Genomic DNA, 17,889 nt, shown 5'->3' on the forward strand with positions numbered 1-17,889 from the left:
CCTGCTTCTGCTTATGCCCGCGCAGGCTCTGGCCTGCGCGGATGACGAGGCGACCCTGTTCTCTTGCCTCGCGCAAGACCAGTCGCACACGATCGAACTCTGCGCCGTGCGCGACGATGCGGCGGGCGGCTACCAGTCCCTGCAATATCGTTATGGAACAGCTGGGAAGGCCGAACTCGTCTTCCCCGAGAACCGCGACGACGGCAAGTCCGCCATGGCTTTCGCCCATGCCTTCGACAAGGACATTTATGTCTGGTCGCTGCGGTTCTCCAACCTGGGCTACACCTATCGGGTCTTCAGGTTGGGCGATGATGCAGGCGTCGAGGTGTGGAAAAAGAAGAAGGTGCTGGCGCAGGTGATGTGCGGCGAGCGGCCCTATGCGCATGTGGATGACATCCGCCGCGCGTCCTCATGCGACATGGGCAATCCGTTCGGTGCAGCGGGGTGTTCCGAAACTCCACCGACGCGCAAATGATCCGCAGCCTGGGTCTCGGACTGCTTGTCGGGTGTCTTCTGGCCCCGCCAGCCCTCGCATGTGGTGATGGTGAAGTCGTGCTGTTCGGCTGCCAGACGCTCGACACGACGCACGACCTGTCGGATAACGGGATTGCGGTCTGCGGCGGCGAGCCGGACGCTGATGGCCGGTACACCACCATCCATTACGAGTTTACGACGACCAGGAGCGTCGAACTGTCCTATCCCGTGAACCCGGCAGAAGGCCGCTCCCAGCTGTTCTTCCATCACTACTTCGAGGGCGGCCTGTATCGCGCGCGGCTGCGTTTCAAGAATGGTGACTACAGCTACAAGATCTTTTTCGACGCCAATGCACCCAGCACCGAGCCCGATGAAGTGACGGGACCCACGGCCGGCGTCGAGGTGCGGAAAGGCAGCAAGCTCGTTGCCGAAATTTCCTGTGGCGAAAGGCCGGCCAGCTATTTCGACGACATCCGCCAGGCCACGTCCTGCGACACGACCAACCCCTATGGCGAGAAAGCCTGCGCCAGCGATGGCCCGGAGGTGAAATGAGCCTCCAGAACCGCGTCGACCCGTGGGGCGAGATCCATGCCGTGGCCGAGCGTGGCAACATGATGGGAAACCGCGGTGGAAAGTTTCACCGAGATGACCGCACGCTCGGCAAGCGCCGGTGGGCCAGCCGCCACTGGATCTGTTGCGATCTTCACTGGAAGGGCCTGCACCACGAGCCGATGGGGCAGGGCTATACCTCTCTGTTCTTCCTTGACGAGGTGACAGCACTTGCCGCCGGTCACCGCCCCTGCTTTTTCTGCCGCCGCAAGGAGGCGAAGGCGTTTCTGGGCGAGGCACGGGTTGAGGACTTCGACCGCGTGCTGCATGTGGAGCGGCTCGCCCCGAAGACTGTTGCCGATCTGCGAGACCTCCCCGATGGCGCGATGGTGGAGATCGATGGCGCGGCTTTTGCGGTACGCGGACCCAATCTGCTACGCTGGTCTTTCGCTGGTTATGTGGAACGTATGCCGCGCAAACCCTCCCTGCACGGAAGTCTTTTGACTTGTGCCGCAATCACGGCCATTTTGCGCGCCGGATATAAACCGCGCTGGCACATGTCAGCCAACCAATGGGGCACTCGATGAAGCTTTTGCGTTATGGACCGGTGGGCAAGGAAAAGCCGGGTCTTCTCGACAAGGACGGCAAGATCCGCGATCTCTCCGGCATCGTGTCCGACATCACCGGCGAGACGATCAGCCCCAAGGGCCTCGCGCGGCTCCGCAAGATCAAGCCGGAGTCGCTGCCGCTGGTGAAGGGCAAGCCCCGGATCGGCGCCTGCGTCGCCAACCCGCAGAAGTTCGTGGCGATCGGCCTCAACTATTCCGACCACGCCGCTGAATCCGGCCTCACGGTTCCGCCCGAGCCCATCATCTTCACCAAGCACACGAGCTGCATCGTCGGCCCGAACGACGACGTGACCATTCCGCCCAAGTCCAAGAAGTCGGACTGGGAAGTGGAGCTTGGCGTCGTCATCGGCACCAAGGCCAAGAACATCAAGAAGAAGGACGCCATGGCCCATGTGGCCGGCTATTGCGTCGTCAACGACCTGTCCGAGCGCGCCTTCCAGATCGAGCGCTCCGGCCAGTGGACCAAGGGCAAGTGCTACGACACCTTCGGCCCCATCGGCCCGTGGATGGTGACAGCGGACGAGATCAAGAACCCGCAGAAGCTCAAGATGTGGCTGGAACTGAACGGCAAGCGCGTTCAGGACGGCACCACCGCCACGATGGTCTACGGCGTTGCCTATATCGTCGCCTATCTCTCGGAATTCTTCACCTTGATGCCGGGCGACATCATCACCACCGGCACGCCTCCCGGCGTCGGCATGGGCATGAAGCCGCCGCGTTATCTCAAGCCCGGCGACACCATGAAGCTCGGCATCGACGGCCTGGGCGAGCAGTTCCAGACCGTCTACCGCGACAAGTAAGCTTAAGGGCCCTCATCCCCCTGTCGGGACCTTCTCCCATGGCGTTGCCACGGGAGAAGGCGCGTGACCCGATTGTGCCTTCTCCCGTCTGCAGGATGGGAGAAGGTGCCCGAAGGGCGGATGAGGGCCTCTTGCAACAGACGCGTGTTGCCCCATTGCCATCCATCCTCTAGAGAACTCGCGGAATTCAGCGAGTTGATCCATGAACAAGCCCAACCGCCCGAAGGCGCGCGCCGCCAAGGGTTTCCGCGATATCGGCCCGGATGAAATCCGGGGCATCCGCGCCATGCTGGCGAAGATCCAGCAGGTCTATGAATCCTATGGCTTCGAGCCGGTGGAACAGCCCTTCGTGGAGTATACCGACGCGCTGGGGAAATTCCTCCCCGACCAGGACCGTCCCAACGCCGGGGTGTTTTCCTTCCAGGACGACGACGACCAGTGGCTGAGCCTGCGCTATGACCTCACGGCCCCGCTCGCGCGCTACGTGGCCGAGAACAGCCAGAAGATTCCAACGCCGTATCGCAGCTACCGTCAGGGCTGGGTGTTCCGCAACGAAAAGCCCGGCCCCGGCCGCTACCGCCAGTTCATGCAGTTCGACGCGGATACGGTGGGCAGCGCATCCCCCGCCGCAGATGCCGAAGTCTGCATGATGGCAGCGGACACGATGGAAGCGCTCGGGCTGGAGCGTGGGCAGTATGTGATCAAAGTCAACCACCGCAAACTCCTAGATGCACTGATGCAGACTCTTGGTTTGCAACTCCCTGACATCGACGGGACCAGACTTACAACGCTTCGTGCCATGGATAAATACGACAAACTAGGCGAAGAGGGCGTACGTCTTCTACTTGGTGAAGGTCGTAAGGACGAAAGCGGTGATTTTACTAAGGGTGCGGGCATGGATGATGCGTCTGCCCAAGTGGTTATCGAGTTTCTAAAGAACTCATTGTTTTCCAATCCCGGTGCGAATATTCAACCAAGAGAAAGTCCTAAACTCCAGGAAATGAAGGGAGGAGTGTTCGCTAAGAATCCCGACACTCTGACGCATAACAAAGTTAATTTGTATGAGAATCCGTTAGCATTAGAAGCCATTGCTGATCTTGATCAGATGCGCTTGCTCTGGGAAAGTGCTGGGTATGGTCCTGACAGGATAAAGCTTGATTCTTCGATCATTCGCGGCCTCGAATACTACACGGGCCCCGTCTTCGAATGCGAGTTGCTTATTCCGACCACGGACGAAGACGGCAAGCCAGTCCGCTTCGGCTCGGTCGGCGGTGGCGGGCGGTATGATGATCTCGTCGCGCGTTTCACCGGGCAGCAGGTTCCGGCCACGGGCTTCTCCATCGGCGTGTCGCGGCTCTATTCGGCGCTGAAGCTTGTCGGCAAGGCGGAGGAATCCGCAACGCTGGCGCCCGTCGTCGTGCTCGTCATGGACAAGGCGGCTCAGGGCGATTACTGGCGCATGGTGCAGCAACTTCGCAACGCGGGCATTCGTGCCGAAATGTATGTTGGCACCGCCGGCATGAAGGCGCAGATGAAATACGCCGACAAGCGGGGCGCACCCCTCGTCATCATCCAGGGCGGCGACGAGAAGACCAAGGGCGAAATCCAGATCAAGGACTTGCGGCTCGGCACCGAACTCAGCCAGGGCATTGCATCGCGCGAGGAATACGCGTCCCAACGCCTCGCGCAATTCTCGGTGCCGGAAGCCGACATGGTCGCCGCTGTCAAGAAGGCCCTGGCCCAGTCGTGACGGGGTGGCCCTCATCCGGCCTTCGGCCACCTTCTCCCATGGCGATGCCACGGGAGAAGGCGCAAGACCCGACAGGCCTTCTCCCGCCGAAGGTGGGAGAAGGTGGCCGAAGGCCGGATGAGGGCATCTGCCATGGCCGGTAAATCCTCCGCCGAGCGCGCGGCACTCGAACGCCAGAACGCGGCCCTGATGGCGGTGTTCGAGCGGGCGGGCTTCGATCATATCGCGCCCGACATCATCCAGCCCGCCGACATCTTCCTCGAGCGCTCGGGCGAAGACATCCGTGCACGGACATTCGTCTTCACCGACCCTTCCGGCGCCGAGATGTGCCTGCGTCCGGACCTGACGGTTCCCGCCTGCCGCTATCACCTGAGCCACGCGGAGAACCCGGCATCCGAGCGGCGCTATTGCTACCTCGGTCCCGCCTTCCGCTTCCCCGATGAATTGCTTTCCCCGCAGGAGTTCAGCCAAGCCGGCATCGAATGGTTCGGCGCGGCCCAATCTGCTGCCGCCGAAGCGCGTGTGCTGAAACTCACGATCTCGGCACTGGAAGCCGCCGGCCTCTCGAAGTTCCGCGTCACCTTCGGCGACCTCGGATTGTTCGCGGGCCTGCTCGCCGACACCGACATGCCGGAGCGCTGGCGCAAACGCCTGCAGCATCACTTCTGGCGCCCCCATGCCTTCCGCGAATTGCTCGACAGCTTCTGCGCCGAGCGCTCCACCCGCCGCACCAGCATTTCAGCACTCGTTGATCGCGTGGCGGACGGTGATCCCCTCGCCATTGTCGAGGCCGAGATCGAGACCCGGAAGCTGCCCTTCGTCGGTGGCCGCGAGGTCTCCGAGATTGCGGCGCGGCTTGCCAACAAGGCTGCTGACCGCCGCGAGACTCCGCTCGAGCGCGCCAAGGCTGACTTGCTCAATGCCTACCTCGCCATCGCTGGCGAGGCTTCCGGCATCGATGCGGCATTCGCGAAGATTGCGGGTGGACAACGATTTTCCGGTGCGCGCGACTACTATGCAAAGCGCCTGTTCGAGATGGAGGAACTGGGCCTCAACCCGCGCCGCTTCCACTTCGCGGCGGGCTTCGGGCGCGATCTTGAATACTACACGGGCTTCACCTTCCAGATCGAGGCCGACACCCCGCATGGCCCCGTGGCCGTGGCAGGCGGCGGGCGCTATGACAACCTGCTCTCCGACATGGGCTCGCCCGTTGCCGTTCCCGCCGTGGGCTGCGCCATCCACACCGACCGGCTGAAGGCGGTGCTGGCATGAGCATCATCACGCTTGCCATTCCCTCCAAGGGCCGCCTGATGGAGGCGACCGCCGAGCTTCTGTCGAAGGCCGGATTCTCGATCGAGCGGCTGGGGGCGGACCGTGGCTATCGCGGCGTACTGAAGGGAATGGACGGCGTCGAGATCGCCTTCCTCTCAGCCTCCGAAATCGCCCAGAACCTGCGCGACGGGAAGATCGACTTAGGGGTCACCGGGCAGGACCTGCTGCACGAGAAGATCACGCCAGACGAGGCATCGGTGAAGCTTCTGGTGCGGCTGGGCTTCGGTCCGGCGGATGTGGTGGTGGCCGTGCCTGAATGCTGGCTGGATGTTGCCACCATGGCCGATCTCGACGAGATCGCGGAGAGCTTCTACGAGCGCCATGGCCGTCGGCTGCGGGTCGCCACCAAGTATCACAACATCACCCGCAGGTTTTTCGCGGAAAAGGGCGTCACTGGCTATCGCATCGTCGAAAGCCTGGGCGCCACCGAGGGTGCGCCCGCCGCCGGGATTGCCGAGATCATCGTCGACATCACCACCACGGGATCGACGCTGGCCGCCAACAGACTGAAAATCCTCGAAGATGGCGTGATCCTCAAGTCCTGCGCCGTTCTGGCGGGCCGGACCGAGGTGCTGGCCGACCCCCGCGTCGGCCGGCTGAGGGCGGCGCTCTCAACCATCACCTGATTTTGTGCTGCGTCATTCCGGGATTTGCGTTAACCTGCCGTTAACGATTGAAGACAGGGAGAACGCAGATGAAGACCATCCTGATAGCCGCCGCGGCCCTGCTGGCGCTCGCCGTTCCGGCCATGGCGGATACTGCCATGACCACGACGCCGGAGATGAGCCTGCCGGAGCCGGAGTCCATGGCGTCGGCCGTCCTGCCGCACTCGTCCATGACCGAGACGCAGCCCCTGGCGCTGCCCGAGCCCGAAACGGAAGCCGTCGCCCCCTTCAAGCGCTGCGGTGACCGCGAAACGGTCTACCTGACCAACTGAGTGCCGCTGGGCCGGGTCACACCGGCCCGATGGCCTGCGAGATGAGGCAGATGCAGCCCGTCTTCGTGCGATGCACGGGATGGTGGCGACCGGCACGCGCCACATGGAAGTCGCCGGCCTTGAGGACGACTTCGCCGATGATCAGGTCGCCCTCGATCATGTAGATCTCTTCGTCCTGGTCATGATCGTGGTCGACGTATTCAGCGCCTGGCTGCAGCCACGCCATGAAGGTCTCGCGGTTCGCTGCCTCGATACGGTTCATGATCTTGATCTTCAGTCCGGGTGCTGCCTCGATCCAGTCGCCCGCGCCCGCCCGCACCGTCATGGTGCCGGGAAGCTCCACGCCCGATTTTTCGATCCGCGCCTCTACGCGTTCCAGCGCGCCGGCCGGAAGCTCGGCCTCACCCGCGTCGGCCAATGGCGCGAGCCGCCTTTCCCAGGCCTCCACACGCGCGGCAAAGCCATTGTCTTCCGTCATGCGGCGGCGGCAGGCCTCGCGCCCGTTCAGATCGAGCGTCCCCAGGACATAGGCGCTGGCAAGTTCCTCGTCGGTCATCGGTCCATGCAATCCTTCAACTGCTCCAGCCCGCGCTTCACCCAGCTCTTGATGGTGCCGAGGGGCTTCCCCAGCCGCGCCGCCAGTTCCTCGTGCGTCAGGCCGTTCACGTAGGCCAGCACCACGGCATCGCGGTAATCCTTGCGGAGTTCGGCGAGGCAAAGCTGGAGTCCTTGGCTATCGGCGAGATCGGGCTGTTCGGACGAGGTTAGGGCATCAATCTCGCCGGTGACCGCGTCATCGATGGAAAGATGCAGCTTCGGCACCCGCCTCAGCCTGTCCAGCGCACAATGGCGCGTGACGGTCGCAAGCCATGCGAGGCCGTCACCCTTCTGAGTGTCGAACTGCCAGGACCGTTCCCACACCTTCACCATCGCCTCCTGAAACACATCGTCCGCCTGATCCTTTGTTCGCATCATCCGGAGGCAGATGGCATAGAGCCTTGGGCCAGCCTTCGCATATAGAGCGCGGAACGCCGGGCGGTCGCCGGAGGCAATCTTTACCAGCATCTCGTTGACGGTTACGGGGGAAGGGGCGTTCATGGATGCAGCAGGCCGCGGAAAGGGCGTCTCATTTGCGGAAGACGCATGGCTAGCAATCCTTTAACCATGAAGCAAGGATGAGACGGTCCCTTTGAGTCGCCGGTTTCAGCCCGGCCATGAATTTGACCCAGACGGGACTTAGCGCCAGTTTCACGGGAATAGCGAATCGGGAGAGCATGATGCGGAAATTCGGAATTGCGGGCCTTGCCTTAGGCATGGCCATTGGCACGGCAGGCATGGCCAGCGCGGCCACTTGCGGCAACTCTGCCAAGGGCTTTGATGGCTTCATCAAGAACTTCCGAAAGGAAGCCGCAGCCGCAGGCATTGGCGGGCGCGGTCTCTCCGCCCTCGATGGCGTCCAGTATCAGCCCGGCATCATCAAGAAGGACCGGGCGCAAAGCGTCTTCTCGCAGAGCTTCCTCGACTTCCAGGCCCGCATGGTGACAGCCAGCCGCATCAAGACCGGCCGCGCGCTCGTCGCCAAGCACAAGGCCCTGTGGGACCAGATCCAGGAACGCTACGGCGTGCCGGGGCCAGTGCTGATCGCCTTCTGGGCGCTGGAAACGGACTTTGGCGGCTTCATGGGGGATTTCTCCACCATTCCCTCGATTGCCACCTTGGCCTGGGATTGCAGACGGTCCGAGAAGTTCCGTGAACAGCTGCTCGGCGCATTGCGGCTCTATGATCAGGGCGATCTTGAACTCGAAGACATGAAGGGCGCCTGGGCCGGAGAAATCGGCCACACCCAGTTCATGCCCAAGGAATACAACGAAACCGCCGTCGATTTCGACGGCGATGGCCATCGTAATCTCCGCCGGTCGATCCCCGATGCCATGGCTTCGGGCGCGGCACTGCTGATCAAGCACGGCTGGCAGGCCAATCAGCCCTGGCTGCAGGAAGTGAAGGTGCCGGCCGACATGCCGTGGGACCAGGCCGATATCGCCATCCAGCATCCACGCAGCCAGTGGGTGAAGTGGGGTGTGAAGGCGGCGGACGGCAAGCTCAAGGCCGACAAGTTCCAGGCCTCGCTGCTGCTGCCCATGGGCAAGGATGGCCCGGCGTTCCTCGCCTATGAGAACTTTACCAAGGCCTATCTGCTGTGGAACGAGTCGCTGGTCTATTCGACAACGGCCGCCTACCTCGCAACCCGCATCGCGGGGGCCGATCCGGTGTCGAAGGGCCGCGCCCAGGTCAACTCGCTTGGTTACGAGCAGATCAAGGAACTCCAGCAGATACTGGTGAACAAGGGCTACGACGTGGGCGAGGTCGACGGCAAGATGGGCCGCGCCACGCGCGCCGCCGTGAAGGACGTCCAGATCAAGATGGGCTGGCCCGCGGATTCCTATCCGACCGTCGAGTTCCTGCAGCAGTTGCAGCGGAGCTGATAGCTACTCGCGCCGGAGCGCCTCGATTGGATCGAGGCGCGCCGCGCGCCGTGCCGGAAAATAGCCAAAGACGACGCCGATCAGCGCCGAGACCAGGAAGGCGAGTGCTACCACCTGCGGATCGGCGGTAAAGGGTACATCCATGAGCACGGCGGCAACGCCTGCGAGGCCAAGGCCAAGCAGAATACCAATGATGCCGCCGAACAGCGCCAGCACGATCGATTCGACGAGGAACTGGCTGAGCACCTGACGTTCCAGCGCGCCTATGGCGAGCCTGATGCCGATCTCGCGCGTGCGCTCGGTGACCGACACCAGCATGATGTTCATGATGCCGATGCCGCCCACCAGCAGCGACACGGCGGCGACCGCACCGAGAAGACCCGTCATGATGGTGGTCGTGGCCGCCATGGTATTGGCGATCTGCGTCATGTCGCGGATCGAGAAGTCGTCGTCCTCTCCCGGAGCGACACGGCGGCGTTCGCGCAACACGTCTTCCGCGTCGCGCTGTACGCGCGGAATGTCCGCCTGCTCAATGACTGAGATCGAAATCGAGGAAATGCGCGTGTTGCCGGAGAGCCTCCGCTGATAGGTCCGCATCGGCAACAGGACGATCGAATCCTGATCGGAGCCGAAGGCCGATTGTCCCTTGCTCTCCAACCTGCCGATCACCTCGCAGGAAAAGTTGCCGATGCGCAGGCGCTCACCCAACGGATCGGACTGCCCGAACAATTCCGACACGATGGTGGAACCGATGACGCAGACCGATGTGCCCGACCGCTCCTCGCCCTCGGAAAAGACGCGGCCGTCGGCGAGAGTCCAGTCCTGCACCGTGAAATAGTCCGCGTTCGTTCCGGTGACGGACGTATCGTAGTTGAGGGCGCCGAAGACGACTTTCGCCTGCTTTTGCGCGGTGGGCGCTACGCCGCGCACGCCCGTGAGATTGGCCTTGAGGGCCGCGACGTCGCGCTCCTCGAAGGCGCGGCTGTCGCTGGCGCCGCCGGGGCCGAACGTGCTTTGCCCGGGCCTTGCGATCAGCATGTTGCTGCCCAGCTTCGCCAGGTTTTCCTGCACCTTCAAAGAGGCGCCGCTGCCGATCGTCACCATGGCGATGACGGCGGCAACGCCGATCACGATGCCGAGCAATGTCAGCACCGAGCGGAGCGCATTGCGGCGGATGGAGGAGATGGCGAGCTTGACCGCTTCCCAGATCATCAGGCAGCTTTCCGCGCTTCATCGCTGGCGATGCGGCCATCGACGAAGCGGATGACGCGATGGGCATAGGCCGCCATGTCCTGCTCGTGCGTCACCATCACGACGGTGATGCCTTTTTCCTGATTGAGCCTGGTGATCAGCTCCATGATCTCGCGGCTGCGCGCCGTGTCCAGATTTCCGGTCGGTTCATCCGCGAGCAGCAGGAGGGGATCGGTGACGATAGCGCGCGCGATGGCCACGCGCTGCTGCTGGCCGCCGGAGAGTTCACCCGGCGTGTGATGTTCGCGGCCCGCGAGGCCGACAAGCTGCAAGGCCCGGACGGCCTTCTCCTGCCGCTCGCGCTTGGGCGTTCCACGATAGATCAGCGGCAGTTCCACGTTCTCGATCGCGGTGGTGCGGTTGAGAAGATTGAAGCCCTGGAACACGAAGCCCAGATAGTTTCGGCGGAGCTTGGCGCGTTCATCGCGCGACAGCGCCGTCACCTCGACACCAGAAAACCTGAAGCTGCCGCTCGTCGGCCTGTCGAGGCAGCCGATGATGTTCATCGCGGTGGACTTGCCCGAACCAGACGGTCCCATGATGGCGATGAACTCGCCGCGCTCGATCGTGAGGTCAACGCCGTCGAGCGCGCGGACGAGGCCTCCACCTTCGCCGTAGTGGCGGGTGATGCCGCGGAACGAGACGAGGGGAATGCCGTCGGTCACTTCGAGGCAGCCTTCGACGACAGGATCACCTGTGCACCGGGGGCCAGATCGCCCGAGATCACTTCCGTCTGCTTGCCGTCGGTCACACCAGTCTTCACCATCACGGGTTTTGGCGCACCACTTTCCAGAATCCACAGCGTGCGCTCCCCATTGGCGGGCGGATTGGCGGATTTTTGCGCGCGCGGCATGCGCGGGATGAACAGGTTGGTGACGCTGAAACCGCGCGACTCCGCGGTTTTGGGCGGCGCATAACGGAGCGCTGCATTGGGAACGGCCAGCGCATCGGGTAGTTCCTGCGTCACGATCTGCGCGGTGGCCGTCATGCCGGGCCGGAGCAGCAGCGCGGAATTGTCGACGGTGAGCACCGCCTTGTAGGTCACCACATTGTCGGTCACCTTCGGCGAATATTCGATGGTGTCGATCACCGCCGGAAAGCTCTGGCCGGGATAGGCGTCAACCGTGAAGCTTGCCTTCTGCCCGGTCTTCACCGCACCGATGTCAGCCTCGTCGATGTCGGCCTCGAGCTGCATGCGCGCGAGGTCCTCGGCGAGTGTGAAAAGCACGGGCGCCTGCAGCGACGATGCGACCGTCTGCCCGGGCTCTGCCGTACGCTTGAGCACAATGCCGTTGACCGGCGAGAGGATGCGCATCTTGTGGATGTCGGTGTTCTGCATGGTGAGTTCTGCCTTCGCCACCGCGACATCGGCCTCCGCCGCCAGAACGCCCGCGTCCGCGCGGGCCTGCGCTGCGCGTGCAGTGTCGAGGTCCTGCGTGGCGGAAATGCCTTGCTTGCTCAACCGTTCGGCGCGCTTGAAGGCGAGTTGCTTTTCCAGCAGCGTGGCGCGGGTATCCGCGACCCTTGCCTCGGCCGCGGCAATTGAAGCCTTCACGCGGGCAAGTTCCGCCAGCAGTCGCTCGGTGTCGAGTTCGGCCAGCACGTCCCCTTTTTTGACAAGGCTGTTTGCCTCGACATTCACGGTGCGGATGACGCCGGAACGCTCGCTCGATACGTCGACCTGCGTCGTGGGCTGTATGTTTCCGGTGGCCTGCACCTTCACCACCAGCGTTTCGCGGGTTACGGGCGCTGTCTGGTAATCGACTGTCGCAGTCTGTCCCTGCGACCACAGGTACCAGGCCACGCCAGCGGCGGCCAATGCAACGAGCAGCACCAGCCACAAGGCCTTGCCTACCCATGCCTTGCGGCGGCTTTTCGTGTCGAGGCCCAGGGCTGCTTCAATCTCAGCCTGGCCAGGTGGGGTCTGAATGTTCATTGCAGTCCATCTGAAACGGAATTCACAGCACTATAGACGGAATGACGGCGCATTTCCGGCGGCCTGATATTTGCGAAATAGACACCGCCTGATATGGAGACCGCCATGACCGATATCAAATATGAAACCGCGCCCGATGGGACCGAACTCGCCTATCGTGAGGACGGTGGCGAGGATCTGGGACGCTGCGGCATCTTCTGGCTGGGCGGCTTCAAGTCCGACATGGAAGGCTCCAAGGCCGAGGCTCTGGCGGCCCTTGCCCGCGACACCCGGCGCAGCGCGTTCCGCTTCGACTATTCGGGCCACGGCTCTTCCGGCGGCTTCTTTGTCGATGGCACCATCTCGGCCTGGCTCGAGCAGACCTATCACATGTTCACGCGGAAGGCGCTGGGACGCCGCATCATCGTAGGCTCCAGCATGGGCGGATGGCTCGCCATGCTGCTTTACCGCGAACTCCAGCTCAAGAACCCGCGCGCCGCCCGCCGCATCGCCGGACTAGTGCTGCTGGCGCCTGCCGCCGACATGACGGCCGACCTGATGTGGGATTCCTTCCCCGATTCAGTGAAGGAGGAACTGGCGGAGAAAGGCGTGTGGATGCGCCCCTCGCTCTATGGCGAGCCCTATGCCATTACCGCGCGGCTTATCACCGATGGCGAAAAGCACCTGATCCTGAATGACGGACTAGAGGTCGACTGCCCGGTGCGCATCCTGCAGGGCGACGTTGACCCCGATGTGCCGGCACCTCACGCGGTGAAGGTTTTCAATGCAATCGCGGGAGGAGACGTGACGCTCACTCTCATCAAGGGCGGCGACCATCGGCTCTCGACGCCGGGAAACCTCGCCTTGCTACGCGAGACGGTGCTGAGGCTCGCGGAGCGCGCGGATGGCATCACCGTCTGAGGTCTTTCGCTATGGAAGATAGCCCATCGCGATAAGTTGGGAAGCTGAGTTTCACGCCAAGATCCTGCTTGATCCGCGTATTCGAGACGCGCTTTGAATCCGCATAGAAGCTTCGCGCCATGGGCGACAATTCGGCCTGCTCGAACGGAATGGGCGGCGGAACCGGAAGTCCCAGCAGCTTCGCTCCGAATTCCATCACATCCTGCGGAGGCGAGGCTTCGTCGTCGCACACATTGTAGGCCGTGCCCGGCGCCGGATGCGTGATCGAGGCTTCAAGCACATTGGCGATGTCCTCGACATGAATGCGGCTGAACACCTGTCCTTGCTTGATCACACGCTTGGCCGTGCCGTCGAGCAGCGAGAGGAGCTGGTTTCGGCCGGGCCCGTAGATTCCGGCAAGGCGAAAGACGTGAACCGGCAACCCGTTGCTGCGCCAGAGATCGAACCATTGCGTCTCGGCGAGGAGCCGCTTTTGCCCACGCTCGGTGTTGGGGGTGAGTGGTGTCGCCTCAGTGACGAGCCCGCCGTCATGATCGCCATAGACACCAGTTGTCGAAAGATAGGCCACCCACTGGAATTGCCTTGCGCGTGCTGCGAAGTCTCCTGAATTCAGGCGCAACACCGGATCGCCGTCGTCACCCGGCGGGGCCGAGACCACCACATGGGTGACGCCGTCCAAAGCTTCTTCCTCCAGCGGCTTCGTGCCATCGAACACGAAGGCGTTGTAACCGCTGGCGCGTATGGCCGATGCTCCACGCTCGCTTCGGCTGGTGGCAGAAATGGTCCAGCCCTTCGCCGCCAGCCGTGCGGCCAGAATCCGCGCCGAGAAACCAAGGCCGAAACACAACAGATGACTCATCCGTTCTCCCACTCGCTGCGGACATGCGCGTCCGCTTCTTTGCCGATGTGACTGCTACGCGCCGCCGCGAACTGCGGTTCTGGCGCAAGCTGCGACAGCGCCCACACGGCCATGGCGCGCACCAGCGGCGAAGCATCCTGCAGGAGAGTTTCGACACGTGGAAGAAGGTTCATGTCCCCGCTGTTTCCGGCCGCGATCAGCACATTGCGGATGAACCGGTCGCGGCCCACGCGTTTCACCGGCGAGCCTGAGAACAGCGCCCTGAAGGCCGCATCATCGAGCGCCAGGAGGTCCGCGATGCGAGGTGAGACAAGGTCCTTCCGCGCCCGGAGTTTGGCCTCGTTCGCTTCAGTCGCGAACTTGTTCCACGGGCACACGGCGAGGCAATCGTCGCAGCCATAGATGCGGTTGCCCATGGCCTGCCTGAACGCGCGCGCGATGTGACCCTTGTGTTCGATGGTGAGGTAGGAAATGCAGCGCCGCGCATCCAGCTGGTAGGGCGCGGGAAAGGCCTGCGTCGGGCAGATGTCGAGGCAGGCGTGGCATGATCCACAGTGATCCGTCTCCGCTTCGTCGGGTTCAAGTTCGGCCGCCGTGAGAATGGTGCCGATGAAGAACCACGAGCCGAGGTCGCGCGACACCAGATTGGTGTGCCTGCCCTGCCAGCCGAGCCCCGCCTTCTGCGCAAGGGGCTTCTCCATCAGCGGTGCCGTATCCACGAACACTTTCACCTCGGCACCGGTCTGCTGCGCCAGCCATCCGGCAATGTGCTTCAGTCTGCCCTTGACGATATCATGGTAGTCGCGATTGAGCGCATAGACCGAGATGACGCCCGCGTCCCTGTTTTCCAGCCGCTGAAGCGGATCGAGATCAGGCGCATAGTTCTGGGCCAGCACGACGGCGGACTTCGCCTCCGGCCACAGGCCGAGCGGGCTGGCGCGGCGTTCTTCCGTCTCCGCCATCCAGTCCATTCCGGCGTGGCGTCTCTCGACAATGAAGTCGCGAAGCCGCTGTGCCTGCAAGGAATCATCGCCAAGCTTCACGATGCGCGCCGCACTGAAACCCTGTGTTGCCGCTTGTTCCCTGATCGCTTGCGCGAGGGCGGACATGTTCAGAAATCGAGATCCGCGTAATGCGGCCCCGGCGCCATGCCGCGCACCGTGTCGGCGAGCAGCGGCCGGAAGGACGGCCGCGACTTCATCCGTTGAAACCACGATTTCGCAACCGGGTAATCAGCCCACGGAATATCACCGAAATAGTCGACGGCCGAGATGTGCGCGGCGGCCGCCAGATCGGCAATCGAGAGATGCTCGCCCGCCAGCCACACGTGGTGGTCCGCCAGATGCCCGATATAGTCGAGGTGCTCGCGGAGCCGCACCATCGCCTGCCGCACGCGCGCCATATCCATGCCGCCGCCACCGGCCTCCCGAGGCAGGAAGCGCCGGATCACTTTCTCGGTGATGACGGGTTCCGAGACTTCCGCATAGAACTTGGTGTCGAACCAGCCGGTCAGCCGCCGCACCTCGGCGCGCTCATAGGCATCGCCCGGAATGAGGGAGGTTCGGCGCCCCTTGGTCTCCTCAAGGAATTCCGCAATGGCCTCGATGCCGCAGACGGGTGAGTTCGCATCCTCAAGATAGACAGGGAGCGTTCCGGCGGGATTGAGCTCGAAAATGTCGGGGCTCGGGTCCCAGGGCGTTTCGTCGATCAGTTCGACGGGCACGCCATATTCGGCGAGTGCCAGGCGCATGCGCCGGCTGAAGGGATCGAGTGTGAAATGTATGAGACTCGGCATGTTAGGAAAACATTAACCCTGACGCTGTCAACACGGCATGGAGGGCATTTTTGCCGCAATTGCCCCGGATGTACCGCGCGTATAAAACGCGGACGCCCTGCGCGGCAAGCGATTCCGAACCGGCCCACCGTAATTCCGAGTAGCCAACACATGCTTATTCTGCAGATCGTCGTGCTGGCGCTCATCCAGGGCATCACCGAATTCCTGCCCATCTCGTCCTCTGGCCACCTGCTGCTGGTGCCAACCCTCACGGGCTGGCCCGACCAGGGCGTGCTGACCGACGTCATGGTCCACATGGGTTCGTTCCTCGCGGTCGTCGTCTATTTCTGGCGCGACTGCGTGAACCTGACGCTGGGTGGCGTCGATCTCCTGCGCGGCCGCATCACGGCCTGGGGCAAGCTGGCGATGCTGATCGTGATCGGCACCATCCCCGCGGTGATCTTCGGTGTCGTGCTCGACAAGATCGGCTTCATGGATGCCGTGCGCGACATGCCGGAGATTATCGCCTGGAACGCCATCATCTTCGGCATTCTGCTGTATGTTTGCGATCGCTTTGGTCTGTCGGAACGCCGCATGTCGGACATGTCGCTGACGCCCGCCGTGATCATCGGCCTGGCGCAGGCCATTGCCATCATTCCGGGCACCAGCCGGTCCGGCATCACCATGACGGCGGCCCGGGCGCTGGGCTTCGAGCGCCCGGAGGCGGCGCGTTTCGCTTTCCTGCTGGGCATTCCGGCCATTGCCGGGGCGGGCGTGCTCAAGCTGGGCGACGCGGTGTCGAGCGGCGAGGCCATCACCTTCGGGATGATGCTGACGGCGATCCTGACCTTCTTTGTGGCGCTGGGCACCATCACCGTGCTCATGAAGCTCGTCCGCCACATGAGCTTCCTGCCCTTCGCGGTCTATCGCGTGCTCTTGGGAATAGGGCTTCTCGCGCTGATCTATTCCGGAATCCCCCTGGGCGCGGTGAACTGACCGGCCTTGCGGAAGCGGTAGAGATAGCCCGGCACGATCCCCTCGATGCCTGACGGCGTGATGCCGAGGCCCTCCAGCGTGCGCTGTTCGCGCCGCGCATGCTCGCTCACCACATTGTCGGTCTTGAGCAGTTCCACCTGGTCGGTGGTGAGGAGGGGCTTGGGCAACAGGCCCAGGATCAGGGCCTGGATCTTGGCGATGCCCCACGGCACCGGGACCAGCAACCGGCTGCGCCCGATGGTGTCGAGAGTGAATTGCATCAGCTGGCGGAAGGTGAAGACTTCGGGGCCGCCCAGCTCATAGGTGCGGCCATCGGCCTCGCCCTTGTCGACGAGGCGGGCCACGGTTTCGGCCACGTCGCCCACGAAGACGGGCTCGAATTTCGTATCGCCGCCGCCGATCAGCGGCAGGAACGGCGCGAAGCGGGCAAGCTCGGCAAAGCGGTTGAAGAACGAATCCTCCGGCCCGAAAATGATCGACGGGCGAAGCACGATGGCGCCGGGGAAAGCCGCCCGGGCGCGCTTTTCGCCCTCGGCCTTGCTGCGGGCATATTCGGCGGTGGAGTTCTCGTCGGCGCCGATGGCCGACATCTGGATGAACACCCGCGCCTTCGCGGCCCTGGCAGCCTTGGCCGTGGCCTCAGCCCCAAAGGCATGGACGGCGTCGAAGTTCTGCGGACCCGCCGAATAGAGCACACCCGTGAGGTTGATTACGGCATAGGCGCCGTCGCAGGCCGCCGCGAGCGAGGCCGGATAGCGCACATTGGCCTGCACCATCATGATCTGGCCGGCATTGCCGAGCGGCTGCAGATGACCCGCGAGATCGGGACGGCGGCAGGCGACGCGGATGCGGTAGCCGCGCCGGGCCAGCGCCCTCACGATGTGCCGGCCGACGAAGCCCGAACCGCCGATGATGGTGATAAGTCTGTCGGAAGGCTGAACGAGCACGGAGGTCACCCTGATAAACTTGCGGATGCCAGGCCTTTTAGCCGCGTCGCGCCGGGGATGCAAAGGTGAAGAGGTAGCAGGCATCCGGGCTTTCTTCCCGATGGGCCGGTCCTGCCGGTCAGGACTTCGGTTGACAGCCTTTGGAAGCGTCTTTATGAGACGCCCCGGAATGCCCTGATGGCGGAATTGGTAGACGCACTAGTTTCAGGTACTAGCGAGTAACATCGTGGAGGTTCGAGTCCTCTTCAGGGCACCATCCTACAATAACCGAC

The 17,889-nt window shown here is 63.2% G+C and carries 20 protein-coding genes and 1 tRNA gene; 12 read left to right on the plus strand and 9 right to left on the minus strand.

All coding sequences use genetic code 11. The features are described from left to right. The first annotated feature begins 13 nt into the window (after positions 1 to 13). From ACEW8Q_RS10260 to ACEW8Q_RS10295, 8 genes are all read left to right on the plus strand, one after another. The gene (locus tag ACEW8Q_RS10260) at positions 14 to 475 is read left to right on the plus strand and encodes a hypothetical protein (RefSeq protein WP_373503960.1); all 462 of its coding nucleotides are present in this window, start codon (positions 14 to 16) and stop codon (positions 473 to 475) included. Next, positions 472 to 1,026 (plus strand): hypothetical protein, encoded by a 555-nt coding sequence (locus ACEW8Q_RS10265; protein ID WP_373503961.1) that lies wholly within the window; start codon positions 472 to 474, stop codon positions 1,024 to 1,026. Before ACEW8Q_RS10260 ends, ACEW8Q_RS10265 begins: the two co-directional genes overlap by 4 nt. After that, positions 1,023 to 1,610, plus strand: coding sequence for a hypothetical protein (locus ACEW8Q_RS10270; RefSeq protein ID WP_373503962.1), 588 nt, complete (start codon positions 1,023 to 1,025; stop codon positions 1,608 to 1,610). The genes ACEW8Q_RS10265 and ACEW8Q_RS10270 overlap by 4 nt, the downstream gene beginning before the upstream one ends. Next, entirely contained in the window at positions 1,607 to 2,452 is an 846-nt protein-coding gene (locus ACEW8Q_RS10275; RefSeq protein WP_373503963.1) for a fumarylacetoacetate hydrolase family protein, read from the plus strand. Before ACEW8Q_RS10270 ends, ACEW8Q_RS10275 begins: the two co-directional genes overlap by 4 nt. Before the next feature lie 202 nt (positions 2,453 to 2,654). After that, positions 2,655 to 4,202, plus strand: coding sequence for a histidine--tRNA ligase (hisS, locus tag ACEW8Q_RS10280; protein ID WP_373503964.1), 1,548 nt, complete (start codon positions 2,655 to 2,657; stop codon positions 4,200 to 4,202). A gap of 132 nt (positions 4,203 to 4,334) precedes the next feature. Then, on the plus strand, positions 4,335 to 5,474 hold the full coding sequence (locus ACEW8Q_RS10285; protein WP_373503965.1) for an ATP phosphoribosyltransferase regulatory subunit: 1,140 nt from the start codon (positions 4,335 to 4,337) through the stop codon (positions 5,472 to 5,474). Next, positions 5,471 to 6,160, plus strand: a complete 690-nt coding sequence (gene hisG, locus ACEW8Q_RS10290) for an ATP phosphoribosyltransferase (protein ID WP_373503966.1) — start codon at positions 5,471 to 5,473, stop codon at positions 6,158 to 6,160. The genes ACEW8Q_RS10285 and hisG overlap by 4 nt, the downstream gene beginning before the upstream one ends. 68 nt (positions 6,161 to 6,228) lie before the next feature. Then, positions 6,229 to 6,471, plus strand: a complete 243-nt coding sequence (locus ACEW8Q_RS10295; protein WP_373503967.1) for a hypothetical protein — start codon at positions 6,229 to 6,231, stop codon at positions 6,469 to 6,471. Positions 6,472 to 6,487: 16 nt separating this feature from the next. On the opposite strand, the gene ACEW8Q_RS10300 is transcribed toward ACEW8Q_RS10295, so the two are convergent. Both ACEW8Q_RS10300 and ACEW8Q_RS10305 read right to left on the minus strand, forming a co-directional pair. Continuing rightward, positions 6,488 to 7,027 (minus strand): cupin domain-containing protein, encoded by a 540-nt coding sequence (locus tag ACEW8Q_RS10300; RefSeq protein WP_373503968.1) that lies wholly within the window; start codon positions 7,025 to 7,027, stop codon positions 6,488 to 6,490. Further along, entirely contained in the window at positions 7,024 to 7,569 is a 546-nt protein-coding gene (locus ACEW8Q_RS10305) for a sigma-70 family RNA polymerase sigma factor (RefSeq protein ID WP_373503969.1), read from the minus strand. Before ACEW8Q_RS10305 ends, ACEW8Q_RS10300 begins: the two co-directional genes overlap by 4 nt. Before the next feature lie 176 nt (positions 7,570 to 7,745). On the opposite strand from ACEW8Q_RS10305, the gene ACEW8Q_RS10310 reads away from it, so the two are divergent. Further along, on the plus strand, positions 7,746 to 8,954 hold the full coding sequence (locus ACEW8Q_RS10310) for a lytic murein transglycosylase (protein ID WP_373503970.1): 1,209 nt from the start codon (positions 7,746 to 7,748) through the stop codon (positions 8,952 to 8,954). 3 nt (positions 8,955 to 8,957) lie between these two features. Here ACEW8Q_RS10310 and ACEW8Q_RS10315 read toward each other — a convergent pair whose 3' ends face one another. Genes ACEW8Q_RS10315 through ACEW8Q_RS10325 form a run of 3 tightly spaced genes read right to left on the minus strand, consistent with a single transcriptional unit; the run spans position 8,958 to position 12,141 of the window. Then, a complete protein-coding gene (locus tag ACEW8Q_RS10315; protein WP_373503971.1) occupies positions 8,958 to 10,166 on the minus strand; it encodes an ABC transporter permease in 1,209 nt (402 codons plus the stop codon). Then, positions 10,166 to 10,870: an ABC transporter ATP-binding protein gene (locus ACEW8Q_RS10320; protein WP_373503972.1), complete on the minus strand. Its 705-nt coding sequence runs from the start codon at positions 10,868 to 10,870 to the stop codon at positions 10,166 to 10,168. Before ACEW8Q_RS10320 ends, ACEW8Q_RS10315 begins: the two co-directional genes overlap by 1 nt. Then, the gene (locus tag ACEW8Q_RS10325) at positions 10,867 to 12,141 is read right to left on the minus strand and encodes an efflux RND transporter periplasmic adaptor subunit (RefSeq protein ID WP_373503973.1); all 1,275 of its coding nucleotides are present in this window, start codon (positions 12,139 to 12,141) and stop codon (positions 10,867 to 10,869) included. Before ACEW8Q_RS10325 ends, ACEW8Q_RS10320 begins: the two co-directional genes overlap by 4 nt. Positions 12,142 to 12,246: 105 nt before the next feature. Here ACEW8Q_RS10325 and ACEW8Q_RS10330 point away from each other — a divergent pair, with 105 nt between their 5' ends. After that, complete coding sequence (locus tag ACEW8Q_RS10330) at positions 12,247 to 13,041, plus strand: alpha/beta hydrolase (protein ID WP_373503974.1); 795 nt, start codon at positions 12,247 to 12,249, stop codon at positions 13,039 to 13,041. On the opposite strand, the gene ACEW8Q_RS10335 is transcribed toward ACEW8Q_RS10330, so the two are convergent. The 3 genes from ACEW8Q_RS10335 to ACEW8Q_RS10345 are packed head-to-tail and all read right to left on the minus strand — an operon-like array spanning position 13,031 to position 15,695. Then, positions 13,031 to 13,900, minus strand: coding sequence for an SDR family oxidoreductase (locus ACEW8Q_RS10335; RefSeq protein WP_373503975.1), 870 nt, complete (start codon positions 13,898 to 13,900; stop codon positions 13,031 to 13,033). The two genes, ACEW8Q_RS10330 and ACEW8Q_RS10335, sit on opposite strands and share 11 nt — an antisense overlap. After that, a complete protein-coding gene (gene queG / locus ACEW8Q_RS10340) occupies positions 13,897 to 15,009 on the minus strand; it encodes a tRNA epoxyqueuosine(34) reductase QueG (protein WP_373503976.1) in 1,113 nt (370 codons plus the stop codon). The genes ACEW8Q_RS10335 and queG overlap by 4 nt, the downstream gene beginning before the upstream one ends. 2 nt (positions 15,010 to 15,011) lie before the next feature. Then, a complete protein-coding gene (locus tag ACEW8Q_RS10345; protein WP_373503977.1) occupies positions 15,012 to 15,695 on the minus strand; it encodes a glutathione S-transferase family protein in 684 nt (227 codons plus the stop codon). Between the two features lie 150 nt (positions 15,696 to 15,845). Here ACEW8Q_RS10345 and ACEW8Q_RS10350 point away from each other — a divergent pair, with 150 nt between their 5' ends. Continuing rightward, the gene (locus ACEW8Q_RS10350) at positions 15,846 to 16,670 is read left to right on the plus strand and encodes an undecaprenyl-diphosphate phosphatase (protein WP_373503978.1); all 825 of its coding nucleotides are present in this window, start codon (positions 15,846 to 15,848) and stop codon (positions 16,668 to 16,670) included. On the opposite strand, the gene ACEW8Q_RS10355 is transcribed toward ACEW8Q_RS10350, so the two are convergent. Next, positions 16,637 to 17,626: a complex I NDUFA9 subunit family protein gene (locus tag ACEW8Q_RS10355; protein ID WP_373503979.1), complete on the minus strand. Its 990-nt coding sequence runs from the start codon at positions 17,624 to 17,626 to the stop codon at positions 16,637 to 16,639. The two genes, ACEW8Q_RS10350 and ACEW8Q_RS10355, sit on opposite strands and share 34 nt — an antisense overlap. A 162-nt stretch (positions 17,627 to 17,788) precedes the next feature. On the opposite strand from ACEW8Q_RS10355, the gene ACEW8Q_RS10360 reads away from it, so the two are divergent. After that, positions 17,789 to 17,873, plus strand: a tRNA-Leu gene (locus ACEW8Q_RS10360). Positions 17,874 to 17,889 lie beyond the last annotated feature (16 nt).

This window comes from Aestuariivirga sp., from assembly GCF_041738905.1.
Taxonomy (GTDB): Bacteria; Pseudomonadota; Alphaproteobacteria; order Rhizobiales; family Aestuariivirgaceae; genus Aestuariivirga.